The sequence below is a fragment of the Mesorhizobium sp. M0862 genome, assembly GCF_040319795.1.
Lineage (GTDB): Bacteria > Pseudomonadota > Alphaproteobacteria > Rhizobiales > Rhizobiaceae > Mesorhizobium.
The window spans coordinates 59,470-84,206 of sequence record NZ_JAMYOJ010000012.1 but is presented as its reverse complement, the minus strand read 5'-3'; the positions used below and the strand labels follow the sequence as shown (position 1 = coordinate 84,206).

At 62.9% G+C, this 24,737-nt stretch carries 22 protein-coding genes; 16 read left to right on the top strand and 6 right to left on the bottom strand.

Annotation, left to right across the window (positions count from 1 at the left end; genetic code table 11):
- The first annotated feature begins 79 nt into the window (after nucleotides 1-79).
- Nucleotides 80-2,098: a transcriptional regulator gene (locus tag NKI15_RS19085; RefSeq protein WP_352513952.1), complete on the top strand. Its 2,019-nt coding sequence runs from the start codon at nucleotides 80-82 to the stop codon at nucleotides 2,096-2,098.
- 97 nt (nucleotides 2,099-2,195) lie between these two features.
- Here the strand turns inward: NKI15_RS19085 and choV are convergent, their stop codons facing one another.
- From choV to NKI15_RS19070, 3 genes are all read right to left on the bottom strand, one after another.
- Complete coding sequence (gene choV, locus NKI15_RS19080; protein ID WP_023749796.1) at nucleotides 2,196-3,377, bottom strand: choline ABC transporter ATP-binding protein; 1,182 nt, start codon at nucleotides 3,375-3,377, stop codon at nucleotides 2,196-2,198.
- A complete protein-coding gene (choW, locus tag NKI15_RS19075) occupies nucleotides 3,374-4,228 on the bottom strand; it encodes a choline ABC transporter permease subunit (RefSeq protein WP_023669995.1) in 855 nt (284 codons plus the stop codon). Before choW ends, choV begins: the two co-directional genes overlap by 4 nt.
- A 136-nt stretch (nucleotides 4,229-4,364) precedes the next feature.
- Nucleotides 4,365-5,300 carry a choline ABC transporter substrate-binding protein gene (locus tag NKI15_RS19070; RefSeq protein WP_023686157.1) on the bottom strand — a complete coding sequence of 312 codons (936 nt, stop codon included), beginning with the start codon at nucleotides 5,298-5,300 and terminating at the stop codon, nucleotides 4,365-4,367.
- Nucleotides 5,301-5,537: 237 nt separating this feature from the next.
- Here NKI15_RS19070 and NKI15_RS19065 point away from each other — a divergent pair, with 237 nt between their 5' ends.
- The 7 genes from NKI15_RS19065 (at nucleotide 5,538) to NKI15_RS19035 (ending at nucleotide 13,112) form a co-directional block, all read left to right on the top strand.
- Nucleotides 5,538-6,149, top strand: coding sequence for a thymidine kinase (locus NKI15_RS19065; protein ID WP_023683669.1), 612 nt, complete (start codon nucleotides 5,538-5,540; stop codon nucleotides 6,147-6,149).
- Nucleotides 6,150-6,163: 14 nt separating this feature from the next.
- On the top strand, nucleotides 6,164-7,342 hold the full coding sequence (locus NKI15_RS19060) for a glycosyltransferase (protein ID WP_023749797.1): 1,179 nt from the start codon (nucleotides 6,164-6,166) through the stop codon (nucleotides 7,340-7,342).
- Nucleotides 7,343-7,427: 85 nt separating this feature from the next.
- Nucleotides 7,428-7,811 carry a c-type cytochrome gene (locus tag NKI15_RS19055; RefSeq protein WP_023749798.1) on the top strand — a complete coding sequence of 128 codons (384 nt, stop codon included), beginning with the start codon at nucleotides 7,428-7,430 and terminating at the stop codon, nucleotides 7,809-7,811.
- 298 nt (nucleotides 7,812-8,109) lie between these two features.
- A complete protein-coding gene (locus NKI15_RS19050) occupies nucleotides 8,110-9,198 on the top strand; it encodes a coiled-coil domain-containing protein (RefSeq protein WP_023749799.1) in 1,089 nt (362 codons plus the stop codon).
- Nucleotides 9,199-9,225: 27 nt separating this feature from the next.
- Nucleotides 9,226-10,371, top strand: coding sequence for a hypothetical protein (locus NKI15_RS19045; RefSeq protein WP_023749800.1), 1,146 nt, complete (start codon nucleotides 9,226-9,228; stop codon nucleotides 10,369-10,371).
- A 48-nt stretch (nucleotides 10,372-10,419) separates the two neighbouring features.
- Nucleotides 10,420-11,199 (top strand): Fic family protein, encoded by a 780-nt coding sequence (locus NKI15_RS19040; RefSeq protein ID WP_023749801.1) that lies wholly within the window; start codon nucleotides 10,420-10,422, stop codon nucleotides 11,197-11,199.
- 2 nt (nucleotides 11,200-11,201) lie between these two features.
- Nucleotides 11,202-13,112 (top strand): AAA family ATPase, encoded by a 1,911-nt coding sequence (locus tag NKI15_RS19035; protein WP_352886591.1) that lies wholly within the window; start codon nucleotides 11,202-11,204, stop codon nucleotides 13,110-13,112.
- A 68-nt stretch (nucleotides 13,113-13,180) separates the two neighbouring features.
- Here the strand turns inward: NKI15_RS19035 and NKI15_RS19030 are convergent, their stop codons facing one another.
- Nucleotides 13,181-13,318: a hypothetical protein gene (locus NKI15_RS19030; protein WP_023701543.1), complete on the bottom strand. Its 138-nt coding sequence runs from the start codon at nucleotides 13,316-13,318 to the stop codon at nucleotides 13,181-13,183.
- Nucleotides 13,319-13,445: 127 nt separating this feature from the next.
- Between NKI15_RS19030 and NKI15_RS19025 the strand changes: the two genes are divergently transcribed.
- From NKI15_RS19025 to NKI15_RS19015, 3 genes are all read left to right on the top strand, one after another.
- Entirely contained in the window at nucleotides 13,446-14,750 is a 1,305-nt protein-coding gene (locus tag NKI15_RS19025) for a DUF6638 family protein (RefSeq protein ID WP_352886589.1), read from the top strand.
- A gap of 16 nt (nucleotides 14,751-14,766) precedes the next feature.
- On the top strand, nucleotides 14,767-15,891 hold the full coding sequence (locus NKI15_RS19020) for a DUF2333 family protein (protein ID WP_023686165.1): 1,125 nt from the start codon (nucleotides 14,767-14,769) through the stop codon (nucleotides 15,889-15,891).
- Nucleotides 15,892-16,203: 312 nt separating this feature from the next.
- Nucleotides 16,204-17,883, top strand: a complete 1,680-nt coding sequence (locus tag NKI15_RS19015) for a formate--tetrahydrofolate ligase (protein WP_023686166.1) — start codon at nucleotides 16,204-16,206, stop codon at nucleotides 17,881-17,883.
- Between the two features lie 73 nt (nucleotides 17,884-17,956).
- Here the strand turns inward: NKI15_RS19015 and NKI15_RS19010 are convergent, their stop codons facing one another.
- The gene (locus NKI15_RS19010; RefSeq protein ID WP_352513954.1) at nucleotides 17,957-18,595 is read right to left on the bottom strand and encodes an isochorismatase family protein; all 639 of its coding nucleotides are present in this window, start codon (nucleotides 18,593-18,595) and stop codon (nucleotides 17,957-17,959) included.
- A gap of 127 nt (nucleotides 18,596-18,722) precedes the next feature.
- On the opposite strand from NKI15_RS19010, the gene NKI15_RS19005 reads away from it, so the two are divergent.
- Nucleotides 18,723-19,718, top strand: a complete 996-nt coding sequence (locus NKI15_RS19005; RefSeq protein WP_352513955.1) for a helix-turn-helix domain-containing protein — start codon at nucleotides 18,723-18,725, stop codon at nucleotides 19,716-19,718.
- Between the two features lie 15 nt (nucleotides 19,719-19,733).
- Here NKI15_RS19005 and NKI15_RS19000 read toward each other — a convergent pair whose 3' ends face one another.
- The gene (locus NKI15_RS19000) at nucleotides 19,734-20,291 is read right to left on the bottom strand and encodes a sugar O-acetyltransferase (protein WP_352459830.1); all 558 of its coding nucleotides are present in this window, start codon (nucleotides 20,289-20,291) and stop codon (nucleotides 19,734-19,736) included.
- Nucleotides 20,292-20,445: 154 nt separating this feature from the next.
- On the opposite strand from NKI15_RS19000, the gene NKI15_RS18995 reads away from it, so the two are divergent.
- The 4 genes from NKI15_RS18995 (at nucleotide 20,446) to NKI15_RS18980 (ending at nucleotide 24,736) form a co-directional block, all read left to right on the top strand.
- The gene (locus NKI15_RS18995; protein ID WP_023695827.1) at nucleotides 20,446-20,907 is read left to right on the top strand and encodes a membrane protein; all 462 of its coding nucleotides are present in this window, start codon (nucleotides 20,446-20,448) and stop codon (nucleotides 20,905-20,907) included.
- On the top strand, nucleotides 20,904-22,295 hold the full coding sequence (locus NKI15_RS18990; protein ID WP_352886585.1) for an FAD-containing oxidoreductase: 1,392 nt from the start codon (nucleotides 20,904-20,906) through the stop codon (nucleotides 22,293-22,295). Before NKI15_RS18995 ends, NKI15_RS18990 begins: the two co-directional genes overlap by 4 nt.
- Before the next feature lie 115 nt (nucleotides 22,296-22,410).
- A complete protein-coding gene (locus NKI15_RS18985; protein WP_352513956.1) occupies nucleotides 22,411-23,589 on the top strand; it encodes an MFS transporter in 1,179 nt (392 codons plus the stop codon).
- A gap of 91 nt (nucleotides 23,590-23,680) precedes the next feature.
- Entirely contained in the window at nucleotides 23,681-24,736 is a 1,056-nt protein-coding gene (locus NKI15_RS18980; RefSeq protein WP_352513957.1) for a succinylglutamate desuccinylase/aspartoacylase family protein, read from the top strand.
- Nucleotide 24,737 lies beyond the last annotated feature (1 nt).

Here is a 24,737-nt window from a genome sequence, read left to right as displayed (position 1 = left end):
AGCCGGGTGTGCACTTTGTCGCGTTCGGTGATAAAATAAGGTCCGGTGGGCAAGCGTGGGAAAAGGCGTGGAAACAGGCATGGAATCGAGCCAGGCAAGCACCCGGAAAGGCCTGTCTCTGCGGCTTTTCGGCCCGCTGGCGATTGTGCGCGACGCCGCTCCGGTGCCCTTGCCGGCATCGCGCAAGCTGCGCGCGCTGCTGGCCTATCTGGCGCTGGCGCCCCATCCGGTCGGACGTGGCAAGCTCTGCGAGTTGCTGTGGGACGTTCCAAATGACCCCAGGGGTGAGCTTCGCTGGTGCCTGAGCAAGCTGCGGGCCGCGCTCGACGAACCGGGCCGCGGCCGGATCGTAACCGTGGATGATACGATCGCGCTTGATCTCGACGGTATCTCGGTCGACGTGCTGGATGTTGGCGCGGCAACTGCCGCAGGCATCGAAACGCTCGAGCCGACGCGACTGCAGTTGCTCTCCGGCCTGTTCGTCGGCGACTTCCTCGAAGGGCTGGAGATCGACCGCTGCCCTCTCTTCAACAGCTGGCTGACCGCGCAGCGCCGCCGTTTCGGTTCCTGCCACGCGGCTATACTGGAATGTCTGGTCAAGACGCTCCCGGCCGATTCCGAAGACGTCTCCGCTCATCTCGAAAAATGGCTGGAATTGACCCCGTTCGACAGCAGCGCCCATGTCGCACTCCTGGTGAGGCTGGCGCGGCGCGGCCAGTTCGGCGCCTGCGAAGATCATCTTGCCGCTGCGGCGGAGTTGTTCCAGTCGGAAGAACTGGATTTCGGCCCGGTGCGCAATGCGTGGCTGTCCATCCGCAGCGAACGGCCCTGCGCGATTTTGCCGGCACAACCGGCAGCTCCGCCCGGGCCGAACCAGGCGTCAATCATGCTTGCCGGTTCAGAAGCCGCGACGCCGCACAAGGCTTCGCTGGCCGTGATGCCATTTGCCGAAGACGCCGCTAGCGGCGTTCGTGGCGGGCTGGCCGATGGCTTGACCCACGACATCATCACCCGCCTCGCCAAGCTCAGGGACTTCTTTGTCATCGCCCGGGGCTCGGTCTTTGCGCTGGCGGAAAAGAACATCGCGCCGGAAGATGCCGGCCGAAGGCTGAATGTCGACTATGTCGCCACCGGCACGGTGCGCAGCTTGACCGGCCGCCTGATCGTCACCGTCGAGCTCGTCGAGGTCCGCACAGCCAGGATCGTCTGGGCCGAGACCTTCGAGCGCAAGCCCGACGATCTTTTCGCCGTGCTTGACGATATCGGCAACAGCATCGTGGCCTCGGTCTCATCCGAGATCGAGACCGTCGAGCGCAACCGCGCCATGCTGAAAGCGCCCAATTCACTTAACGCCTGGGAGGCCTACCATCGCGGCCTCTGGCACATGTATCGCTTCACCCGCAGCGAGAACGACCTCGCACGGCATTTCTTCGACATTGCTGTCAGGCAGGATCCGACCTTCACCCGCGCCTATGCCGGCCTCTCCTTCACCCACTGGCAGAGCGCCTTCCAGCGCTGGGGCGACCGCGACCAGGACAGCGTGCTTGCCTTTGAGGCGGCCGGCCAGAGCCTTTTGGTCGACGATCATAATCCCGCCGCGCACTGGGCGATGGGCCGGGCGCTGTGGCTGCGCGGCGAGGGTGACGCGTCCGTGCTCGAACTGCAAAGAGCCGTCGACCTCAGCCCGAACTTCGCGCTTGGCCACTATGCGCTGTCCTTCGTGCATTCTCAGTCGGGCGACCCGCACGCGGCGATCGGATCGTCGGATCATTCGCGCCATCTGTCGCCGTTCGACCCGATGCTGTTCGGCATGCTGGGCGCACGCGCCATGGCGCATGTCCGCCTCGGCCAGTTCGACGAGGCAGCCGAATGGGCGCTGAAAGCGGCTGCCCGCCCCAACGCCCATGTCATCATCCTGTCGATCGCCGCTCACTGCCTGGCGTTGGCTGGGCGGCTGGACGAGGCGAAAAACTTCGCCGCCGCCATCCGCAAGACGCTTCCGGACTACCGTGCGGACGACTTCATCCACACCTTCCGCTTCGACCGGGATGCCACAGCCCTGTTCAAGCTCGGCGCCACGCGCATCGGTCTGGCTTAGAGCATGATCCCAAAAAGTGGGTACCGGTTTTTGGAAAAGATCATGCTCCAACAAAGGGTTAGATCATGATGAGATTTCAACCAAATCTCATCATGATCTAGCGCCGCAACACCGCGCTCAGCACGTCGCGTATGCCGATCGCCCCGACAAAGCGCGACTGGTCGTCGAACAGCGCCACGGGTGCCGTCTGCGAGCGGTGCATGGCCAGCATCACCGTCTTCAGCGAGGTCCCGGGATTGGCCCAGAACACTTGCGCCGTCTCCTCCGGCTGCGCCTCGACATCGGCGCATGAAACCCATACCGCCGGTTTGCCGTCGCGTTCCGCCGCCGCCACCAGCCCGTGCTCGTCGATCTTGAAACGCGTCGTCTTGCGCCGGTCGAGCCACACCCAGCCATTATCGCCGTGCTCGAGGTCGCGGCTGTCGCGCATGACGTTCCAGGCGGTCAGCACCGACAACGGATTCACATTGGCGATGAAGTCGCGGACATAGTCATTGGCGGGCTTGAGCACGATGTCTTCCGGCGCCCCGGTCTGCACGATGCGCCCGCCTTCCATGATGGTGATATGGGTGCCGATCTTCAGCGCCTCTTCCAGATCATGGCTGACGAAGATGATGGTCTTCTTCAGCTCCGCCTGCAGCTGCAGCAATTCGTCCTGCAGCTTGGTGCGGATCAGCGGATCGAGCGCCGAGAACGGCTCGTCCATCAGCAGGATCGGCGCCTCGGTGGCGAAGGCACGGGCCAGGCCGACGCGCTGCTGCATGCCGCCGGACAGTTCATGCGCGTATTTCTTCGACCACTGGTCGAGATTGACCAGTTTCAGCTGGCGTTGCACGCGCTCCTTGCGCTCTTGCTCCGGCACGCCGGCAAGTTCGAGGCCAAGGCCGACATTCTCCTCCACCGTACGCCAAGGCAGCAGGCCAAACTGCTGGAACACCATCGCCACCTGCTTCTGGCGCAGCCGCCGCAGCGTCGCCTGATCGCAGGTCACGACATCGACGATATTGTCCCCGTCCCTGACCAGCACCTGGCCGCGCGACACCACATTCAGCCGGTTGACTGCCCGCAGCAGGGTCGACTTGCCCGAGCCGGACAGGCCCATCAGCACCGAGATTTCGCCCTCATGGACGGTCAGGCTGGCGCCGGCGCAACCCAGCACATTGCCGGTCTTTTCGAGGATTTCGGCGCGCGTGGCGCCGCCATCGATCAGCGCCAGCGAACCGGCCTGGTCGGACCCGAAGACGATATCGACATTTTTGAAATCGACGGCGACGGTCATTTCTTGCCTCCAACGCCGATACGCGTCATTCGGTCGAGCACGATGGCGAGTACGACAATCGCGAGGCCCGCCTCGAGCCCGAGATCGATGCGGCGCGAGCCGAGCGCGCGGTTGATTTCAGTGCCGAGGCCGCCGGCGCCGATCAGTGCTGCAAACACCACCATCGACAGCGACAGCATGATCGATTGCGTCAGCCCGGCCATGATGGTCGGCAAGGCCGAGGGCAGCTCGACCTTCCAAAGCAATTGCTGTTTGGTGGCGCCGAACGCCTCGCCTGCCTCGATGATCGACTTCGGCACCGAGACGACGCCGAGATGGGTGAGCCGGACCGCAGTCGGGATGACGAAGATGATGGTGACGATGAGGCCGGGCGCGTTGCCGAGACCGAACAGGGTCAGGACCGGGATCAGGTAGACGAAGGTCGGCAGCGTCTGCATCAAGTCGAGCACCGGCAGCATGATGCGGTAGACCTTCGGCTTGTGCGCGGCCCAGATGCCGAGCGGCACGCCGATGGCCATCGCCATGGCGGCGGCCGCCACGACCAGCACCAGCGTCTGCACCGTCTGCTTCCAGAGGTTCTGGTTGATGATGAAGATCAGGCCGAGAAAGACGCCTATGGCCAGCGGGCGCGAGCGCTGCAGCAGCCAGGCGATGATGGCGATGATCAGCGCCAGCAGCACCGGCGGCACCATCAAAAGGATGCCAACCAGCCCGTCGAGCAGGAAATTGAGGCCATTCGAGAAGGCCCTGAACACGGTGTCGAAATTGTCGGTGAGGAAACCGAAGAACGCCTTTCCCCAGGCGCCGATCGGTATCTTGTGATCGACCATGAATTTCGAAATCGGATCCATATCGCCCCTCTCATGCGAGAGACCGCCTGCTTCCGGCCTCCGCTCTCATTAGGTCATCTTCTCACAGGATATGAAAAAGGGCAGCCTTTTCTAGATTGGCTGCCCTTCCTGGTTCGGCTTGGCCGAATTAGTCGGCTCAGCTTCCGAGCGCGGTCTTGACCGCCGCTGCCGCATCGCCGCCATCGAAGGTGGTGACGCCGGCAATCCACGGCGCAACCGCGTCAGGGTGCTTCTTCAGCCAGTCGGCTGCGACCGTGTTGGCGTCGCCGCCCTTCAGGATCGCGTCCATCATCTCGCCTTCCATGTCCAGGTTGAACTTCAGGTTGGCGATGAACTTGCCGGCATTCGGGCATTCGGTGGTGTAGCCCTTGCGCACATTGGTGTAGACGGTGGCGGCGCCGAAGCCGCTGTCGCCCATGCCGTCGAGATAGGTGAGCTTCATGGCGCCCATCACCGGATGCGGCGTCCAGCCGAGGAACGCGATCCACTCATTGTTCTTGATCGACTGCTCGGCCTGCGTCAGCATGCCGGCTTCCGAGGACTCGACCAGCTCGAAGCCTTCGAGATTGTCCTTCGGGTTCTTGATCATGTCGAGGATGATGCGGTTGCCGTCATTGCCCGCCTCGATGCCGTAAATCTTGCCGTTGAACTTGTCCTTGAACTTGCCGATGTCGGTCAGCGACTTGACGCCGGCCTCCGCGACATAGGTCGGTACGACGATGCCGTAGCCGGCGCCGGTCAGGTTGGTGCCGATCGTCTCGACCGAACCATCGGCGGTGTAGTCCTTGATGTCGTTGGTCATCGACGGCATCCAGTTGCCGAGGAAGACGTCGAGATCCTTGTTTTTCAGCGACGCCATGGTCACCGGTACCGATAGCTGGATCGTCTGCGGCTCGTAGCCGAGCGCGGTGAGCAGCACCGAAGCGACGCCGGTGGTTGCCTGGATGTCGGTCCAGCCGACATCGGAAAGGCGCACCGCCTTGCAGCTCTCCGGATCGCCGGCAAGTGCAGCGCTCGTGGACAGAAAAGTCGCCAGGCCGAGGCCGGCGACGAAGGTGTTCATACGCGACATTGGCAGTCTCCCATTGTGATTCTTTGGCGAAGCGTAGTTACGGTTTCTCTGCCCGCCTTGTTTCGTCAGCCAAACACCATTCTGGTGTGGTTTCAAGCGCTAAGACAATCACGATCAACGGCGCGGACTGGCCAAACAGCGACACGCCCGCCGCTTTTTCGATTGCAGACGGCTTTTCCCATCAAATGCAGCGGTGCCCTCTCCCCGCGCCGCGCCAACTCGGCTTAAAAGGACGGCATGGCCAAGCTCTACTTCCACTATGCGACGATGAATGCCGGCAAAACGACAATGCTGCTGCAGGCGTCCTACAATTATCGCGAACGCGGTATGACGACGATGCTGTTCGTCGCCGGCCACTACAGAAAGGGCGACACCGGGCTGATCTCGTCGCGCATCGGCCTGGAGACGGAGGCCGAGATGTTCCGCGACGGCGACGATCTCTACGCTCGCGTCGCCGAGCATCACGAACATACGACGGTGCATTGCATCTTTGTCGACGAGGCGCAATTTCTCGAGGAAGAGCAGGTCTGGCAGCTCGCCCGTATCGCCGACCGGCTGAACATCCCGGTGATGTGCTACGGCCTGCGCACCGATTTCCAGGGCAATCTGTTTTCCGGTTCGCGAGCGCTTCTCGCCATCGCAGACGATCTGCGCGAAGTGCGCACCATCTGCCGCTGCGGCCGCAAGGCGACGATGGTCGTGCGTCTCGGCGCTGACGGCAAGGTGGCCAGACAAGGCGAACAGGTGGCGATCGGCAAGGACGTCTATATCTCGCTCTGCCGCCGCCACTGGGAAGAGGAAATGGGCCGCGCCGCGCCCGACGATTTCATTGGCTTCACCAGAGGCTGAACGGCCGGGACAACATGAAAATTCTGCAGTTCACAGTTGATTGCCCGTTTCCGCCGGTCTCCGGCGGAGAGATCCGGAACGCCGCCAATGCACGCGCCCTGGCATCGATGGGCGAGGTCCTGACGGTAAGCCTGACTGGCGCCCCGGCACCCTCCACACCGCCGAACATCCGTCACCGGATCATCGAGGCAGCGCGCGGCAGGGCGCCCTGGGGCAGGCGCAGCCCGCACCCGACCGTGCATATGATGCCGGACGACGAGCTGGCCGAAGCCGACGCCATCTGGAGGGAATTCGCGCCCGATCTCGTGGTGATCGAGGAGATCGTGCTTTCGCAGCTGCTGACGCTGGCGCCGAAGCATCGCGCGCGCACCGTCCTTGACCAGCACAACATTGATTCTCGGACGGTGTCCGACCGGATCGCCGGCCTGACGCTGTGGCAGCAAATTCGAGACTGGCGCCAAAACAGGCGAAGGAAGGCAGAGGCGCGCGAAGCCGACAGCTGTGCGGCTGCCGTGGCCGACCAGGTCTGGGTTTGTTCGCGGGCCGACGAAGCGCTGCTGTCCGCTCTCGGCCCTGTCAACGACATCAGGCTCGTCGCCAACCCCATTCCGGACGAAAGCGTGCTTTCCCTGCCGATTGCTGCCGAGCGCTTCAGTGAACTCAGCCTGTGTTTCATAGGCCATCTCGGCTATTTCCCCAACATCGACGCCGTCAAGCAGATCGGCCGCGCGATGGCGCCGCGCCTCGCCGCCTCCGGCCGGCCCTGGTCGATCACCGTCGCCGGCAGAAACCCGCGCGATGTGGTGCGCGGTCTATGCACCAGGCATGGTCTGCGGTTGATCGAGAACCCGCCGCATCTGCCGGAATTGCTTGGGCGTGCCGGCTATGCGCCGATCCCGCTGCGCTTCGGCGGCGGAACCCGCATCAAGGTGCTGGAGGCGATGGCGGCGGGCCTTGTCGTCGCCGCCACAGAAAAGGCCGTCGAAGGGCTTGGGCTGCAGGCGGGCAGGCATTTCCTATCCAGCGACGACGCCGGCGAATTGGCGTCGAAAATCATCGGTCTCGCGACACGCCCGCAAGCGGCCGCCGAGATGGCGGAGATCGGCCGCGCTTTCGTGCGCGACAACCATTCGTCGGCGGCGATTGAAAAGCAGGTCAAGCAGGCGGCTGCGGCGATCCCGCGCACGGATTGAGCCCGGTCCGCTATCAGCCGCCATACTGCGTTTGTTAACGCCTGCTGCCTATTTTGCCCTCAACAAGAGCCAGCCGAGACCCGCCATGCTTCGAGCCATTTCATCAGCCCTTGTCATTTACTTGGCCGGTATCCTCGCCGCGCAGGCCGACGGCGATGCAGCACGTGGCAAGAAAGTATTCTACCGCTGCATGGCCTGTCACGAGGCAGCAAGCGACCGCGACAAGGTCGGCCCGCATCTCCTCGGTATCGTCGGCCGCACCGCCGGCACCGCCCAGAATTTCAACTATTCGCAGGCCATGAAGGACGCCGGCGCGGCCGGCCTGGTCTGGGACGAAGCCAACCTCAAAGCCTATCTTGGCGCTCCCAAGCTGAAAGTACCCGGCAACAGGATGGGCTTCTCCGGCTTGAGCAGCGACGAGGACATCGCCAACGTAATCGCCTATCTGAAGGCCGATCCGAAGCCTTGAACGGCCCGATGCGTAGCGTGATCTCGCGCTGCAACTCATTGGGCCCTCTGTCGAATTCAGGACACCCACACTGTCGGAGACCGACTTCTCCGCAGCCGTCAAAGTTCAATGACAGTTGAACAATACTTGGCCGGCTGGTTAATCACGCCATGACCCCGCCTTCATTGCCTTTCAAGACGACCGCGTATTTTTTTGTTTTCGGGGCGGGTCTTGTCTTGCGTCTTTCAATCCCCTGATACCCCACATATATTCGCCGCTGTTCGCAGCCAGCGACCGGAAGCCGAAGCGGGAGGCCCCTATGGCGACATTGCAGAATTTCGATGCCGAAATTGCCAAGACCAGGCAGGTCGTGCAGGACATGCGCTCCAAGATCGAGCAGTCCGGCACGGTGCTTGATACGCTGGCAACCGCCGACAAGAAGATCGGCGACGCCAATTTCGACATCGAGAATGCCCGCATCGAGGACGTGCTGAAGCAGCAGAAGGTGATGGAAGGCAACATTGCCGACCTGATCATTGGGCTGGAAGACGCCACCAACGTCTTCGGCACTGAATTCGAGAGCATGAAGAACTACACCGGCTGGGAAAGCTTCGTCGGTGTCTTCTCGGCGCAACGCAAGCAGCGCATGCGCACCGACCGCGTCCGCAACATGTCGCTGGCCGGCAATCTGCAGGAGCTTCTGGTCAAGTCCGACACCATCGTCGGCATCCTGAAAGCGCAGAAAGAGGTCCTCGACCAGCGCTACAAGACCTCGGAAAACAGCCTGTCGCAGGTGATCGAGCGCCGCAAGGTCACCATGACCAACCTCGAGGCGGTGCAGAAGCGCATCGAGGAGGTCAATCCGCTGCTGCTCGACATCGAAAACAAGATCGCCGCTTCTACCAGTCAGAAGGAGCGCACGCAGCTTGAGGGCGAGCGCTCGAAACTGGCGACCGAATACAATGAAAAGCAAGCCAAGGAGCAGGAGCTTCTGGCCGAGAGCCAGACGCTGGAACGCTACACCTCGATGTTCCAGACCTTCGTCGATTCGCTCAACAATCAGATCGCAGCGCAGTCGACGCTGATCAACAAGCTGACCATCGATACCGAGCAGCGCATCGTGCTCTACAAGGCACTGGAAGATTCCTTGAAGACCGCCGCCCAGCAGGATGTCGCCCACAAGATCAACACGCTGGGCAACCAGGTTGACAACACAGCCGAAGAGACCATGGCCGGCATTGGTGCCGCCTCGCAAAAGCACATCGGCGATCTCCTCGAAATGCACGAGAAGAACATGGTCGCCAGCTCCGACATCCAGCGCCGCAAGAAGCTCGCCGACGACGCCTTCGCCCGCCGTTTCGACGACGTGATGAAGAAGCACAATTCGGCCAACTACGTGCAGTCGTAAGGAGCGGCTGCACGCGGGCACACCGGCATGACTCCCGAAAACGAAGCGGCGGCGCGCTATTTTTCCGCCATCACGGCGGCACTCAGCGGCCTCGAAGTGTTCATGCGCGACGACCGCTCGCCGCTTTACCGGCACGGCATCGTCGCCAAGATTGTCGCCGAATACATTGCCCGGCTGGACAAATCGTTTTCCTGCTGGCGCAACCGGCTCGGCTTCATGGACACGTTCCGCATTTCGCGCGCCGACAGCGGCTATCCCGTCTTCCAGAACCTGCTCGAACTGGAAAACGACCGCCGCCAGGCCGAGGCGCGGCTGGCCAACATTCCGCTGGCCGGCGAATTGCGCGAGGAAATGGCCGACTTCATCCTGCGCCACAAGGAATTCCCCGAAGCGCTGCAGAAGTCGATGGCCGAGCGGCTCTATCTCGAGGACGTCAAGAGCGAACAGACTTTTGGCCCGTTCTCGCTGGCGCAGACGGCCAAGGTCTCGGTCAATCCAAAGACCGGGCGCCCCTATTACCTCGTGCACTGGGCGAGCTTCGACGGCAGCGCCAACCTGCCGCTGGTCTACATGGTGACGGTGGAGGATTCCTCCGAAAGCATGATCCGGCAGCTCGTTGACAGCAACGGCAAGCTCAATGAACGGGTCGACATCCCGCTGCCGGTGGACGGCCTGCTCAACCCCGAACTCGCCCATCGCTTCGACGATTTCACCGAGAAGAATTCCGCCTACACGCTTTCGCCCGCAACGATTGCGGTCAATCTCGACAAGGATTTCGAGCCGCTGCACCCTAAGCAGCTGCGCCGCGTCGTGCTCGGCCCCTTTTATTCCGCAGGCATTACGGACAACAATTCGACCGTGACCGAGGTGCTGGCCAAGGTGCGCAAACCGGAAAATGCCTGGCTGCTCACCTGGACCATCCAGGAGGTCTACTCCAAGGGCGAGAAACCCGGCCGCAAGGGGCTGTTTTCGAGCGATAAGACGACGCAGGAATTCTTTATCAACACCGACGATCTCGAAGCCGCGCGCCAGGGTGTGTCGAGTTACGAGAACCACGCCCTGATCCCGCACGAAGCCTATCAAGCACTCTACGCCGCCGGCGAAGCTCAAAAGATCTTTTCCGGCTACAAGGTTCACATCCTGTCAAATGGGCAGGTGATTTCAGATGTGTAAGAGTCTCGCTTGTGACGCCAATCGCCAAGCTGAGCCGAGGCCTGGCCGATGATGCCAGCGGTCCTCGCAAAGAAGAAACAGCTTGATGCTCTGAGGAAGACTGTCCGGGCCGGCGCGCTGGACGGTCTGGAGCACAGCCAGCGCATCGACATCACCTACACGTCCAATGCGATCGAAGGCAACACGCTGACTGCCGGGGAAACAGCCCTGGTGCTCGAGAAGGGCATCACGATCAGCGGCAAGCCTCTTAAGGACCATCTAGAGGCAGTCGATCATGCGCGAGCACTGAACTGGGTGCTGGAAATCGCCTCGCAACGCGACATGCCGATAATCGAGGCCGATATCCGTAACCTCCACCACCTGGTTGTCGCGAATTCCAGGCCCGAGATTGCAGGCAGCTATGCCGACAGCGCCCGCTATGTGAATACCGATGCCGGTGTTCACAATTTTCCGACGCCGACGGAAGTCCCGGCCCTCATGGAAGCTTTTTCCCATTGGCTGGGCGCGGCACGCAACACACCGAAGACCGCCTTCGAAGCGCATAGACGGTTCGTCGGCATTCATCCTTTCAACGACGGGAATGGTCGTACGGCACGTCTGTTGATGAACCTCATTCTGGCGCGCGCCGGCTATCCGCCGGTAGCGATTCGTCCCGAGGACCGTCCGGCCTACATTGCCGCCCTTGAGATCGATCAACGCGGCGGCGGCCATGCCGCCTTCGACAAGTTGCTTTTGGACAGGCTGGACCAGACGTTGGATATGTATCTCGACGCCGCTCGCCAGGCGCGCGATTCGTCGGCCAGCAAAAGTATTCCTATGAGGAGCTGACCATGGACACCGGCCTGACCACCATTCCGGAAGCGGCTATCGAAAAGCACCGCGCAACCGCGCAAAGCTTCATCACTCGCGTCGTCGTGCTGGAGGATCCTTCACGCGAATCCGGCACCGCGCTTGCCGGCACCAATCGCCGCTTCGTCTCGACAGTCTCGATCGGCTCGGTGCGCCGTACCCGCGAGGTCGAGCTTACCAAGACCGTCGCCGCGATCCATCCCGACGACCAGTTGATGAGCATCCCGCAGCACACGCTTTTGTTTCGCGCCCGCCGCGGCCTGGCGATTGCGCTCGCCATTTCCGATGTCTTCGCCGAAGGCTCCGACCTTGAAAGCCTGCAGGCCAAGAACACCCGCGCACCGCTCGAAGGCGATGAAGCCGCGACCTTCAAGAAGCTTCTGTCAGCCTCTGCTTACGTTTCGGCCTTCAGCCTTGCCTCCTATCTGTTCCAGCTGATCGACAGCGATGGCGAGGCGCCCAACGATATCCCCGAACCCGACTTCCTGTTCGACACGCCGCAGGACGCGGTGAAGTCGATCGTGGCTGGGTTGGACAAGGCGATCACCGGGTCGAAGGACGATGGCGACCTGACGACCCGGGCGCGTGCTTTCGCCCGTGTTGCCATTGACGGGCTCTTGGCCCGTAAAGGCCGCTTCGACGGCATCGGCCCGTTCGAGAACGCCCATATCCGCATCGACGCCGACGATTTCACCCTCGACGGCTTCGACGTCGCGCCCGGCAAGCGCTCCAAGCCGCTGGTGATGACCTTCAAGAAGCCGGAAGAGGTCGTCGGCAACCACATTGCCAAATACCAGTCGGTCAAGCTCGCCAAGATGCTGATGGCCTACGATTTCGAGCGCGAGCTGAACCCGTTCGTCGAACTCGGGGGCTTCCTCTTCACCTTCATCGGCGACGGCGCGCCGGGCACCGGCAAGACGACGCTGATCCAGATGATCGCCGGCCTCGTCAACAATTATTGTCAGGTTGCCGGCTATCCCTTCGCCTATGAGAATTTCGGCGTCGACCAGATCTCGTCCTACCAGGGCAAATCCGGCCAGAATTGCCGCCAGTTCATCAACAATGTCTTGAACCCACGCGTCATCGGTTTCGGCACCGTCGACGACATCGACCAGGTGGCGGCCCGCCGCTCCGACGACCGCGCCTCGGCCGGCCAACAGGAAATCACCGGCGTCTTGATGGACGCCTTTGCCGGCGCCGGCACGGTGGTGCGCGGCAATTGCTCGTTCGGCATGTTTTCCAACTATCCCGAAAATGTCGACGATGCGCTGCGCCAGCGCGCCGGGGCCCGCTGGCTGGTCGACGGCCCACAGAGCCGCGACGACTATATCGACATCTTCGTCCTGCTTGCCGGCAAGAACCACAAGATCCCACTCGGCGACCACAAGCTCTACGCCGCGCAGGAGATCCAGCGCGCGGTGACCGAAGCCTATGAGGAGCACGAGAAGCCTCAGGAAGACGGGCTGATGAAGGTCTATGAGCGCTACATGAAGGAGAATGGCGCGCCGAAATCGATGGCCGACATCGGCACTTATCTGCACCTGATCAAGGATGCCGAGCCGCGCTTCACCGGCCGAGCCATCAAGAACGTCACCGACGCCATCAAGATGCGCGCCATGGACATCGAGCTGCCCGACGACTGGTTCGAGAAGCCGGAAGTCTTCATGCACAAGGGCTACGACGAAAAGAAGGCCATGATCGAGGAACTGCGGGGGCCGTTCTCGATGGACATGGTCATGCAGGAGATCAACCGCTACGCCGACTCGGAGTTCCGCTATTCCGACAAATCCGACGACGCCGCGGTGGAGAAGCTGCTGCGCGACGCACGCCTGCGCGAACGGGCGGGGCGCGAGATGGAGGAGATGAAGAAGAAGGGGCTCTGGAATGCGTGAACTTCCTTCGCTGCCCGCGGGTGTTGAAAGGCTTGGCGCTAACGCTGACGCCCCCCTCTCCCCGTCCTTCACGCGGCGAGGGCAAGGGTGAGGGGCGGCGCATGCGTGGACCAGAGATCGCTCCGACCATACTGGCAGCTATCGAACAGCGCCTCGATCGGGACATCCGGACCAATGATCTTCGATTTATTGACGCCAAAGGCCATGGGGAGACATGTCCTTGAATGCTAGCGCTGCCCCTCACCCTTACCCTCTCCCCGTGAAGAACGGGGAGAGGGAGGCGTCAGCGTTGGCGCTTCGCCACAACAGGCAACGCCGCTCGGAACGTTCTGCATGAGCCACGCCAAAAAACCCGACCTTCTCCGCGACAATGAGCTGATCTACGGCCGCTTGCTCACCGTCGACGAGTCGCACCTCATCCAGCGCTACAACAAGGCGCTTGTTGCCTTCGGCCTCAAGCCCACCAAGCTGAAGAGCTTCCAGATCGACCGCACCGGCTTCTCGCCCGAAGTGGCCGAGGAATGCGACGATTACGATTATCTCGACCCCAATGAGGTCAACCGCCGCTTCATCATCCTGACGCCTTCGCAGATCGATCTGCCGGTGGTGCACACCGCCTTTTCCAACACCTCGCAGCTGATGTTCGAGTTCATGTCCAAGAACCAGCGCGCCATCGATGCGCTGACCATCAAGGATGTCATCTACGGCGAGATCGAGGATTCCGTTCCCCTGGTCAACGACATCGAGGATCTGCTGTCGATCAGCCAGGTCGAGTTCCGGGTGCTTTCGGCCGAGGACGTGCTGGGCAAGGCCGCCGAACTCGGCAAGCTGGTCGACCGGCTGAAGCAGGAGCCCGATGCCTGGCGCGACAACACCATGCTGAGCCGTATGGTGGAGCTGGCGAAGGTCTGCGGCGATATCCGTGAGAATGCGCTGGTGCCCGACCAGGTGATCTTCCGCCACAACGCCTACTGGACCAGCCATTTCGGCGGCGTCTACGTCTTCGTCGATCCTGATATGACCACCGTCATCGGCGACCCGGCCGCCCCCGGCTTTCGCCGTTCGCGGCCCTGGCAGGTCAGCTATCTCTCGATCAACGATGCCGACAAGGTGTTCAAGTTCCTGGCCAGCACCGGCCGCATCGAATTGCCGCGCGCGTCATGGGTCGAAAGCTCGGGCTATCTCGAGCATCGCGCCGAGATGGTGGTGCGCTCTCTCATCCGCGACACAGAGCCGAACCGCAATTTGACCGAGGTCGACAAGGTCTGGCTGCAGACCTGGATCCATGGCCATGCCGATCTGATCACCAAGGACGGCAATTTCCCCTTTCTCAACGCCGCCAAGCGTGAGATCGCCCAGCTCGGCCATCTCAAGATCGAGGATGTGTTTCCGCAACAGCGCTTCCTGGTCGTGCGTGGCAAGCCCGACCATCCCGACGCCTGGCTGACCAACCAGCTGATCTCGGATTTCGTGCCGCAGGACTTTGTCTCGCGTTACGTCTTCAACAAGCCGGGCTTCTACAAGGACTATGACGGCTACAGCGACGCCTGGCGGTCGCATGTTGTGGACGTTCTGAAAACCACATATTTGAAAGACAAAGTGGCGTTTCGCACGCGCCTTTACGGCCTGACTGACTGAGGGGTGAACGAGAGCCATGCTTGATCCGATCGTGAATTTCTTCACCCGCATCTTCCAATGGATCGGCCGCGGCATCGGCCTCGTCATCGGCGCGATCCTGTGGCCGTTCCTCTGGGCTGGGCGCTGGTATACGCAGCGCGGCTGGATCCTGAAGGCTGTGGTCGGCCTCGCGCTTCTGGTATTGATCGGCCTCTACGCCAATTTCTTCTACGCCACCCAGTGGTGGAACAAGTTCGATCCCAACTACGTCGACAAATACACCTTCGAGAACCGCAACATTTCCGCCGGCGAACAGGTCGCCGCCGGCGCCGGCACCGACACCGCCAAGACCTGCGGCAATTCGGGCATCGCCCAGGTGGCGGCCGACCTGACGGACTTCAACGTCAACCAGAATGCCTGGATCTCGTCGATGATCCTCTACAAACTCGGCCTGTTCGGCATCGACTGGGACAACACGCCGTTCATGGACAACAAGGCCTCGTTCCAGCGCGGCATCAACCAGGCGGTGCGGCGTACCGCCACCGAGCTTGCCGACAATCTCGGCCGTGTTCGCACCACATCGCAGATCGACGGCGACCTGCAGGATGCGCGCGGCAATCTGCAGTTCGACGAGGAGACCTGGTATTTCGGCCTCAACCCGTTCGGCCCCAAGACGCCGACGCCGAGCTATTATCGCGATGCCGTCACCAAGCTACGCTCCTTCAACGCCCGCCTCGGCAGCTGCCAGGCGACGTTCGATGCCCGCGCCGACAATCTGAAGCAGTATATCGACCGCATCTCCTCCGACATCGGTTCCACCTCCGCGATCCTCAAGGAGCGCGCCGAAAACCATAACAATGGCTGGTTCGACTTCCGCGCCGACGACCGCTTCTGGTTCGCCTATGGCCAGCTCTATGCCTATTACGGCCTGATGAAGGGCGCCCAGGCCGACTTCGAGGACGTCATCAAGGAAAAGCATCTCGGCAATCTGTGGGACACGATGGATGCGCAATTCGTCTCGGCCCTGCGCATCCAGCCCTTCATCATCGCCAATGGCCGCGAGGATGGCTGGATCATGCCGACGCACCTGACGACGATGGGTTTCTACGTGCTTCGCGTGCGCTCCAACATGGTCGAGATCAGCAACGTCCTGACTCAGTAGCGTCCACAGCTTTCCCGGCGAGCGATGGCGAATTTGCGCCGTCGCCTCTGTCGCATTCCGTGCATTGGGCGGCTGTTTTGAGACGGCGGAACGTCGCGTCCTCTGGCTTCTATACGGCGCGGCAACGGAGCCAGGAAGAACCGGCGACAGGTCGGCCGGCCGCGGAGACACTTTCTTCATAGGAAACATAGTTGCATGCAAGTTGACGCCGCGGGAGCGACAGGGTTAGAACATGCCCGCGCCCTGGTTCAACATGCCTGCGAGTGAGATCAAACCCGTCCCCTCCACCGTCCAATCCGAAGGAAAGCCGTCATGGCCGAAGTGAAGTCCGACATCGAGATCGCGCGCGGCGCCAAGAAAAAGCAGATCCAGGAGATCGGCGCCAAGATCGGCATCCCGACCGAGCACCTTTTGCCCTACGGCCACGACAAGGCGAAGATTTCGGCCGAATTCATCAAATCGGTGAAGGGCAACAAGGACGGCAAGCTGATCCTCGTCACCGCCATCAACCCGACGCCGGCCGGCGAAGGCAAGACGACCACCACCGTCGGCCTCGGTGATGGCCTCAACCGCATCGGCAAGAAGGCGATCGTCTGCATCCGCGAGGCTTCGCTCGGCCCGAATTTCGGCGTCAAGGGCGGTGCCGCCGGCGGCGGCTACGCGCAGGTCGTGCCGATGGAGGACATGAACCTCCACTTCACCGGCGACTTCCACGCCATCACCACGGCGCACAATCTTCTGTCGGCGCTGATCGACAACCACATCTACTGGGGCAATGAGCTCGGCATCGACACCCGCCGCGTCGCCTGGCGCCGCGTCATGGACATGAACGACCGGGCGCTGCGCGAAATCATCTGCTCGCTCGGCGGCGTCGCCAACGGTTATCCGCGCGAGGCAGGCTTCGACATCACCGTCGCCTCTGAAGTGATGGCTATCCTGTGCCTGTCCACCGACCTCAAGGATCTGGAAAAGCGCCTCGGCGACATCATCGTCGCCTACCGCCGCGACAAGACGCCGGTCTATGCCCGCGACCTCAAGGCCGACGGCGCCATGGCGGTGCTGCTGAAGGACGCCATGCAGCCAAACCTGGTGCAGACGCTGGAGAACAACCCTGCCTTCGTGCATGGCGGCCCGTTCGCCAACATCGCGCATGGCTGCAACTCGGTGGTCGCCACCACCACGGCGCTGAAGCTCGCCGACTACGTCGTCACCGAAGCCGGCTTCGGCGCCGACCTCGGAGCCGAAAAATTCTTCGACATCAAGTGCCGCAAGGCGGGTTTGAAGCCGGCGGCTGCCGTCATCGTCGCCACCGTGCGCGCCATGAAGATGAATGGCGGCGTCAAGAAGGAAGACCTCGGCAAGGAAAACATCGAGGCAGTCAAGAAGGGCTGCCTCAATCTGGGCCGCCACATCGAGAATGTGAAACAGTTCGGCGTGCCTGCGATCGTGGCGATCAATCATTTCACCACCGATACCGAGGTGGAAATCCAGGCGATGAAGGATTTCGTCGCCTCGCTCGGCGCCGAGGCGATCCTGTGCAAGCATTGGGCCAATGGCTCTGCCGGCATTGAGGAGTTGGCGCGCAAGGTCGTCGAGATCGCCGAATCCGGCGCCTCGCAGTTCGCGCCGCTCTATCCCGACGCAATGCCGCTGTTCGAGAAGATCAACACCATCGTCCAGCGCATCTATCGCGGCGACGAGGCGATCGCCGACAAGTCGGTGCGCGACCAGCTGCATGCCTGGGAGCAGGCCGGCTACGGGCACCTGCCGGTCTGCATGGCCAAGACCCAATATTCCTTCTCGACCGACCCGAACCTGCGCGGCGCGCCGACCGGGCACACCGTGCCGGTGCGCGAGGTCAGGCTTTCGGCGGGCGCCGGCTTCGTCGTCGTCATCTGCGGCGAGGTCATGACCATGCCCGGCCTGCCCAAGGCGCCGTCCTCGGAAAAAATCTTCCTCAACGAGATCGGCCAGATCGAAGGCCTGTTTTGAAATTTCGAGATCGTTGCGAGATCCAAGAAGGGCGGCCACTGGCCGCCCTTTTGCTTTTCGGGGACAGATTTGCCTATGCAGCGTTGCGCGCCAGCGCGCGCTGGTTGGACGCATAGGGCGTGTCGCGTTCGGGCAAAGCACCGGTCTTCAGGCAATCGATCCATTCGGCGGTCTTGAGCACGGCCGCAAAGCGCGACTGCAGGATGATGGACACCACGCGGTGGATCTCCTCGGCCGAGGCGTAGCCGGCGCTGTTGGCGTAAGGCAGCGAACCGGTGGCGTCGGACAGGAACTCGACCGCAAAGCCGACATGCGCGGCGTGGATGATGCTCGACAGGTCGCAATTATGCGTCATGTAGCCGATCACCGTTATCGTATCGACGGTATTGGCGCGCAGCCACGCCTCGAGGTCGGTGCCGGCAAAGGCGCTAGGCAGTGACTTCTCGACATAGTGGTCGCGGCTTCGCCGGGCGATCTCGGGATGCAGTTCGCCGCCATGGCTGCCCTTGGCGAATACTGGCGAGGTCTCGGGCGCCATCTGCTTGACGACCACCACCTTCACGCCGGCCGCAGCGGCGGCATCCATAGCGCGCGCGACATTGACGACGCTGTCGCGGAACGGCGGATACTGGATGGCGAGGTTGCCGCCATCATAATCGTTCTGGACATCGATGACGATGAGCGCGCGGCGCGGCGTGATATTGGCGGACATGGTGTTCTCCTTCGGGCTTGAATGGGATAGGTCGAAAATAGGCGGATCGCCCGACTGCCAAAAGTGGCCCGATTGACATCATTCGAAAGAATTAGGACAATTCGCTTTTCGCTTGCTGGAAACACGCATGGCCGACCCGATCATTGCCGTTCTCGCCTTTGACGGCATCAGCCCGTTCCACCTCTCCGTGCCGTGCGTGGTGTTCGGCACCGACCGCACCAAGCTTGGCTTGCCGCGTTTCGACTTTCGCGTCTGCGCGCTCGACGATGGAGCGATCCACACCGATGCCGGGCTGACCATCGCGGTGCCGTATGGCCTTTCCGCATTCGACGATGCCGACATCGTCATCATTCCGAGCTGGAAGGATCTCGAGGCCCCACTTCCGCCGCCGCTCCTGGCAGCGCTCACCCACGCGCACCGGCGCGGTGCGGTGATCGTCGGCCTCTGTCTCGGCACCTTCGCCATTGCCGCCGCCGGGCTGCTTGCGGGCCGGCGTGCGACGACACATTGGGCCTCCACCGACCGGCTGCAAACATTATACCCGGACATCGAAGTCGACGCCGACGTGCTCTATGTCGACGACGGCGACATCGTCACCTCGGCCGGCGTCGCCGCCGGGCTCGATTGCTGCCTGCACATTGTGCGCGCCCGCTATGGCGCAGAGGTAGCGCTGCGGCTGGCCAGGCACATCGTGCTGTCGCCGCACCGGCAGGGTGGGCAAGCGCAGTTCATCGAGCGCCCGCTGGCGAAAACCCCGGCCACCGACCGCTTCACCCTGGCGCTCGACACGGTGCGGGCAACGCTCGGACAAACGCACAACCTCGACCGCGTCGCGGAGGCCGCGGGCCTGACCCGGCGCACTTTCACCCGCCGTTTCCAGAAATCGATCGGCACCAGCTTTGGCGAATGGTTGGCCGGCCAACGCATCGAACTGGCGCAACAGCTGCTGGAGGCGACGGAAAAATCGATGGACATGGTGGCCTTCGAAGCCGGCTTCGGCAGCGCCACCTCGCTGCGCCAGCATTTCGCCGCACGGCTCAAGACGTCACCGGCCCAATACCGGCGTGAATTCTCGCGGCGAGCCGGTCCGGACGAGCGTACGGCACGCACGGCTTCATACTGACCGCCCACGACGAGTTCAGCCCCGCTTGACCGCCCGCGCCGGATTGCCGACCACCGTGGTGTTGTCAGGCACGTCGCGCGTCACCACCGCGCCGGCGCCGACTATGACGCCATTGCCGATGCTGATGCCGCCGAGGATGATGGCGCTGCCGCCGATCCAGGCGTCATTGCCGATGGTGACCGGCCGGGCAATCTCCAGTCCCGACTGACGGCCCGCGGCCTCCTTGTGGTGCTCGGCGCAGTAGATCTGCACATTGGGGCCGAGAAGCGTCCGGCTTCCGATACGCACCGGCGCGGTGTCGAGGATGGTGCAGCCGGCATTGAGGAAGGCGCCGTCGCCGAGATGGATGTTGAAACCGTAGGCGCAGTGGAACGGCGCCTCGATGCGGCCGCCCTCGCCCGTGCTGCCGAGCAGCACCGATAGCGCTGGACCGATATTGCCGCGTTGCTGGGGCGGTATCGTATTATGCTCGAACACCGCATCGCGCGCGATCACCCGCAGCGCCTCCAGTTCGTCGTCGATGCAGGTGTACCATTCGCCTGCAATCATCCTTGTGCGTTCGCTATCGGCCATCACAGCGACTCCGTCCCTTCGTCGTGTTCGACTGTTTACCAAAGTACAATGCTCACTGATGGAAGAAGCACCATCGCCTACTCTCGTCAAACGCAGGACCTATGCTAGCTTGCCCTCGTGGGCCAGTCCCGGGCCTGCTTTCGAGGGGATCGACATGCTCTATTTGCTTGCACTTCTGATCGGCGTCATTGCCGGTCTTCGCGCCATGACCGCGCCGGCCGCGATCGCCTGGGGCGCGTATCTCGGCTGGCTGCCGGTGGCCGGCACCTGGGCAAGTTTCATGGGCCATTGGGCCGCCGTCGGTATCTTCACCATCCTCGCCATCGTCGAACTGGTCACCGACCAGCTGCCCTCGACGCCGAGCCGCAAGGTGCCGCAGCAATTCGGCGCCCGCATCCTGCTTGGCGCCTTCAGCGGCGCGGTGATCGGCGCCACTGCCGGTTCCACCATTGGCGGCCTGATTGCCGGCGCCATCGGTGCCGTCATCGGCACCTATGGCGGCGCCGAAGCGCGCGGCCGGTTGGCCGCCGCCTTCGGCAAGGATTTGCCTGCCGCCCTCATCGAGGACGCGGTGGCGATCATCGGCGGCCTGCTGATCGTGGCGGCGGTGGTATGACTGCCCAAGCCTCAGACGCCAAGACATACGACGCCATCATCATCGGCGCCGGACAGGCCGGCCCTCCTCTCGCCGGCCGGCTGACGTCAGCCGGCATGAGCGTGGCGCTGATCGAGCGCAAGCTGGTCGGCGGCACCTGCGTCAACACCGGCTGCACGCCGACCAAGACCATGGTCGCCAGCGCCTATGCCGCGCATCTGGCGCGGCGTGCCGCGGACTACGGCGTGACGTTCTCAGGCCCTGTCGGCGTGGACTACAAGAGGATCAAGGCGCGCAAGGACAAGGTCACCAACGACTCCCGCAGCAATCTGGAGACGTGGATCGCCGGCATGAAGGGCTGCACGCTTTATCGCGGCCATGCCCGCTTCGAATCCGCCAACACCGTGCGTGTCGGCGACGACCTTCTGACCGCCGAAAAGATCTTCCTCAACACCGGCGGCCGCGCCTCGGTGCCCGACCTGCCGGGCGTCAACGACGTCGACTACCTCACCAACTCCTCGATGATGGATCTCGATGTTTTGCCGCGCCATCTCATCGTCGTCGGCGGCAGCTACATCTCTCTTGAATTCGCGCAGATGTTTCGCCGCTTCGGCTCTGAAGTCACCGTCATCGAGAAGAGTTCGCGCCTGACCGGCCGCGAGGACGAGGACGTGTCGGCGGCCATCCTATCGATCCTCGAAAACGAAGCCATAGAAGTCCATGTCGGCGCCGACGACATCCGCTTTGCCAGACAGGGCAAGGACATCGCCGTGACCTTCTCATCCGGCAAGCCGCCGGCGGTCGGCTCGCATGTGCTTCTGGCACTCGGCCGCACCCCCAACACCGACGATCTTGGCCTCGACAAGGCCGGCGTCGCGGTCGATCTGCGCGGCTTCGTCACCGTCGACGACCAGCTGCGCACCAGCGTGCCCGGCATCTGGGCAATGGGCGACTGCAACGGCAAGGGCGCCTTCACCCACACCTCCTACAACGATTATGAGATCGTCGCCGCCAATCTGCTCGACGACGATCCGCGCAAGGTCAGCGACCGCATCGAGGCCTATGCGCTCTACATCGATCCGCCGCTCGGCCGCTGCGGCATGACCGAGGCGGCGGTGAAGAAATCCGGGCGCAAGGCGCTGGTCGGCCAGCGGCCGATGACCCGCGTCGGCCGCGCCATCGAAAAGGGCGAGACGCAAGGTTTCATGAAGATCCTGGTCGATGCCGACACCAGGCAAATCCTCGGCTGCTCCGTGCTCGGCCCCGGCGGCGACGAGGCGGTGCACTGCGTGCTCGACCTGATGTACGCCAAGGCGCCGGTCGATACGCTGGCGCGCGCCGTGCATATCCACCCCAACGTCTCGGAGCTGTTGCCAACCATCGCCCAGGAGCTGAAGCCGCTCGCCTGACATGACTCCGCGTCAAGCTCAGCGCTTTCTGCATTGGTGCGTTGCAGCAATGTGCATTGCGCGCGGCAAGGCTTCTCGTTCAGTCTGAATTGAACCGATTCAGTCTGGATTTTCCATGCCTTTGCCGATCCTTGCGCTTGCCATTGCGTCCTTTTGCATCGGCACCACCGAATTCGTCATCATGGGCCTGTTGCCGGAGGTTGCGGCCGATCTCGGAGTGTCGATCCCCTCGGCCGGCCTGCTGGTCACCGGCTATGCGCTGGGCGTCGTCTTCGGCGCACCCATCGTCGCCATGGCCACCGCGCATCTGCCGCGCAAGCCGGTGCTGGTCGCGCTGACGGCGATGTTCGTCGTCGGCAATCTGCTCTGCGCCATTGCGCCCAATTACTGGCTTCTGATGGCCGCGCGCGTCTTCACCGCGTTCGGTCATGGCGCCTTTTTCGGCATTGGTTCCGTCGTTGCCGCCAGCCTGGTGCCGCGCAACAAGCGCGCCAGCGCCATGGCGATGATGTTCGCGGGATTGACGCTCTCCAACATTCTCGGCGTTCCTGCCGGCACCGCGCTTGGCGAAGCCTTCGGCTGGCGCTCCACCTTCTTCGCCGTCGTCGGCATCGGCCTGATCTCTGTTGCCGCCATCGCCTGGCTGGTGCCATCCAATGTCGTCGAACCGAGCGGCGGCGGCCTGCGCAGCGAACTGCGCGTGCTGGGCAAGCTGCAGGTCTGGCTCGCCATGCTGATCGCCTCGCTGGCCTCGGCCAGCCTGTTTGCCGTCTTCACCTACATCAAGCCCTACCTTACCGATGTCTCCGGCCTGTCGACCTCCGCGGTCACCTGGGTCCTGCTGCTGTTCGGCGCCGGCATGACCATAGGCAACATCATCGGCGGCCGGCTGGCCGACTGGAAATTGATGTCGACGGTCATCGGCACGCTGCTTTTGATGGCAGTTCTGTTTGTCGGCTTCATGCAGTACGGCGCGATCGCCAGCGTCGCCATCGGCATCGTCTTCTTGTGGGGACTGCTGATCTTCGTCGTCGTGCCGCCGCTGCAGATCCGCGTCGTCGAAGCGGCTTCGGAAGGGCCGAACCTCGCCGCCACGCTCAACCAGGGCGCATTCAATGTCGGCAATGCCAGCGGCGCCTGGATCGGCGGCGTGGCTCTGTCGGCCGGCGTTTCCTATGCTCATTTGCCGCTGGTCGGCGCGGTGCTGGCCCTGCTGGCGGTCAGCGTAGCCGTTGTCTCGCAGGCGCTCGAAGGATCGGCGCCGATAAGGCCGGTTCCGGCCGCCGCCGAATAATTCCATTGCGCCCATGGCGGCGCGAACTGGACCAATCGACAGCCCTTCGGCAAAAGTGCATGTGTTCTGCCTCTTATCCTGGAGGCATCCCATGCAGAAATCGATCGAACGCATCGCCGGCGATACCGAAGGCGTTTCCTACGAATTCCCGGTGTTCCGCTTCGCCGGCGCCGACAAGGCAGCACCTTCGGCCTATCTGCAGGCAGCACTCCACGCCGGTGAATTGCCTGGTGTCGTCGCCATCGACGCGCTGATGCCGGCGCTGAACAAGGCCGAAGCGGAAGGCCGCATCAAGGGCAGCATCACGGTCGTGCCCTGGGCCAATCCGATCGGCCGCGCGCAATATCATTTCGGCGAGCACCAGGGCCGCTTTCATCTCGGCACCCGCAACAATTTCAACCGCGGCTTTCCGTTGCTCGCAGCACCGGACGCCAAGCTTTTGCCCGACACCACGCTTGGCACCCCCGACCAGCGATTGAAGACCCGTCTGGTGCAGCTGTCGCTCGGCCACGACATCGTGCTCGACCTGCATTGCGATGACGAGGGCCTTGCCTATCTCTACGTCCACGCCAGCCTGTGGCCGGCGATGGCCGATTGCGCCGCCGCCATGGGTATCGACGCCGTGGTGTTGTGGAGCGAGGACACCGACGGCACCTTCGAGGGCGCCACGATCATGCCCTACCAGAACGTCCCCGCCAACGTGGCGAAGCTCGACCGCCGCGTTGCCACCACGGTAGAATACCGTGGCATGCTGGATGTCGACGGCGCGCTGGCAAGTTCCGATGCCGAAGGCCTTTACCGGCTGCTGGCGGCGCGCGGCGTCATCGCCGATACCGCCCTTCCCGCACCCGGCGCGTTCAAGGGCCTCGTCGCGCCGCTGGATAACATCGACATGATGCCGGCGCCCCGGGCCGGCGCCATCCTCTACGACGTCAAGCCCGGCGACCGCGTCGCCAAGGGCGCGCGCCTCGCCACCATCGTCCACACACCGGGCGAGGCCGGCGGCCGCACCGAAGTGCTGGCGCCGCAGGACGGCGTCATCCTGACCCGCCGCTCGCGCCGCATCATCCGCGCCGGCGAGGATCTCTTGAAGCTGGTCGGCGACAAGAAGAGCGCCGACGCGAGGTCAGGCACGCTGGAGGACTGAG

What these genes read in the sequence shown, in the direction of transcription:
- NKI15_RS19085 (WP_352513952.1), top strand. Translation starts at nt 80, where the DNA reads ATGGAATCGAGCCAGGCAAGCACCCGGAAAGGCCTGTCTCTGCGGCTT.
- choV (WP_023749796.1), bottom strand. Translation starts at nt 3,377, where the DNA reads ATGACCGTCGCCGTCGATTTCAAAAATGTCGATATCGTCTTCGGGTCC.
- choW (WP_023669995.1), bottom strand. Translation starts at nt 4,228, where the DNA reads ATGGATCCGATTTCGAAATTCATGGTCGATCACAAGATACCGATCGGC.
- NKI15_RS19070 (WP_023686157.1), bottom strand. Translation starts at nt 5,300, where the DNA reads ATGTCGCGTATGAACACCTTCGTCGCCGGCCTCGGCCTGGCGACTTTT.
- NKI15_RS19065 (WP_023683669.1), top strand. Translation starts at nt 5,538, where the DNA reads ATGGCCAAGCTCTACTTCCACTATGCGACGATGAATGCCGGCAAAACG.
- NKI15_RS19060 (WP_023749797.1), top strand. Translation starts at nt 6,164, where the DNA reads ATGAAAATTCTGCAGTTCACAGTTGATTGCCCGTTTCCGCCGGTCTCC.
- NKI15_RS19055 (WP_023749798.1), top strand. Translation starts at nt 7,428, where the DNA reads ATGCTTCGAGCCATTTCATCAGCCCTTGTCATTTACTTGGCCGGTATC.
- NKI15_RS19050 (WP_023749799.1), top strand. Translation starts at nt 8,110, where the DNA reads ATGGCGACATTGCAGAATTTCGATGCCGAAATTGCCAAGACCAGGCAG.
- NKI15_RS19045 (WP_023749800.1), top strand. Translation starts at nt 9,226, where the DNA reads ATGACTCCCGAAAACGAAGCGGCGGCGCGCTATTTTTCCGCCATCACG.
- NKI15_RS19040 (WP_023749801.1), top strand. Translation starts at nt 10,420, where the DNA reads ATGATGCCAGCGGTCCTCGCAAAGAAGAAACAGCTTGATGCTCTGAGG.
- NKI15_RS19035 (WP_352886591.1), top strand. Translation starts at nt 11,202, where the DNA reads ATGGACACCGGCCTGACCACCATTCCGGAAGCGGCTATCGAAAAGCAC.
- NKI15_RS19030 (WP_023701543.1), bottom strand. Translation starts at nt 13,318, where the DNA reads ATGGCCTTTGGCGTCAATAAATCGAAGATCATTGGTCCGGATGTCCCG.
- NKI15_RS19025 (WP_352886589.1), top strand. Translation starts at nt 13,446, where the DNA reads ATGAGCCACGCCAAAAAACCCGACCTTCTCCGCGACAATGAGCTGATC.
- NKI15_RS19020 (WP_023686165.1), top strand. Translation starts at nt 14,767, where the DNA reads ATGCTTGATCCGATCGTGAATTTCTTCACCCGCATCTTCCAATGGATC.
- NKI15_RS19015 (WP_023686166.1), top strand. Translation starts at nt 16,204, where the DNA reads ATGGCCGAAGTGAAGTCCGACATCGAGATCGCGCGCGGCGCCAAGAAA.
- NKI15_RS19010 (WP_352513954.1), bottom strand. Translation starts at nt 18,595, where the DNA reads ATGTCCGCCAATATCACGCCGCGCCGCGCGCTCATCGTCATCGATGTC.
- NKI15_RS19005 (WP_352513955.1), top strand. Translation starts at nt 18,723, where the DNA reads ATGGCCGACCCGATCATTGCCGTTCTCGCCTTTGACGGCATCAGCCCG.
- NKI15_RS19000 (WP_352459830.1), bottom strand. Translation starts at nt 20,291, where the DNA reads ATGGCCGATAGCGAACGCACAAGGATGATTGCAGGCGAATGGTACACC.
- NKI15_RS18995 (WP_023695827.1), top strand. Translation starts at nt 20,446, where the DNA reads ATGCTCTATTTGCTTGCACTTCTGATCGGCGTCATTGCCGGTCTTCGC.
- NKI15_RS18990 (WP_352886585.1), top strand. Translation starts at nt 20,904, where the DNA reads ATGACTGCCCAAGCCTCAGACGCCAAGACATACGACGCCATCATCATC.
- NKI15_RS18985 (WP_352513956.1), top strand. Translation starts at nt 22,411, where the DNA reads ATGCCTTTGCCGATCCTTGCGCTTGCCATTGCGTCCTTTTGCATCGGC.
- NKI15_RS18980 (WP_352513957.1), top strand. Translation starts at nt 23,681, where the DNA reads ATGCAGAAATCGATCGAACGCATCGCCGGCGATACCGAAGGCGTTTCC.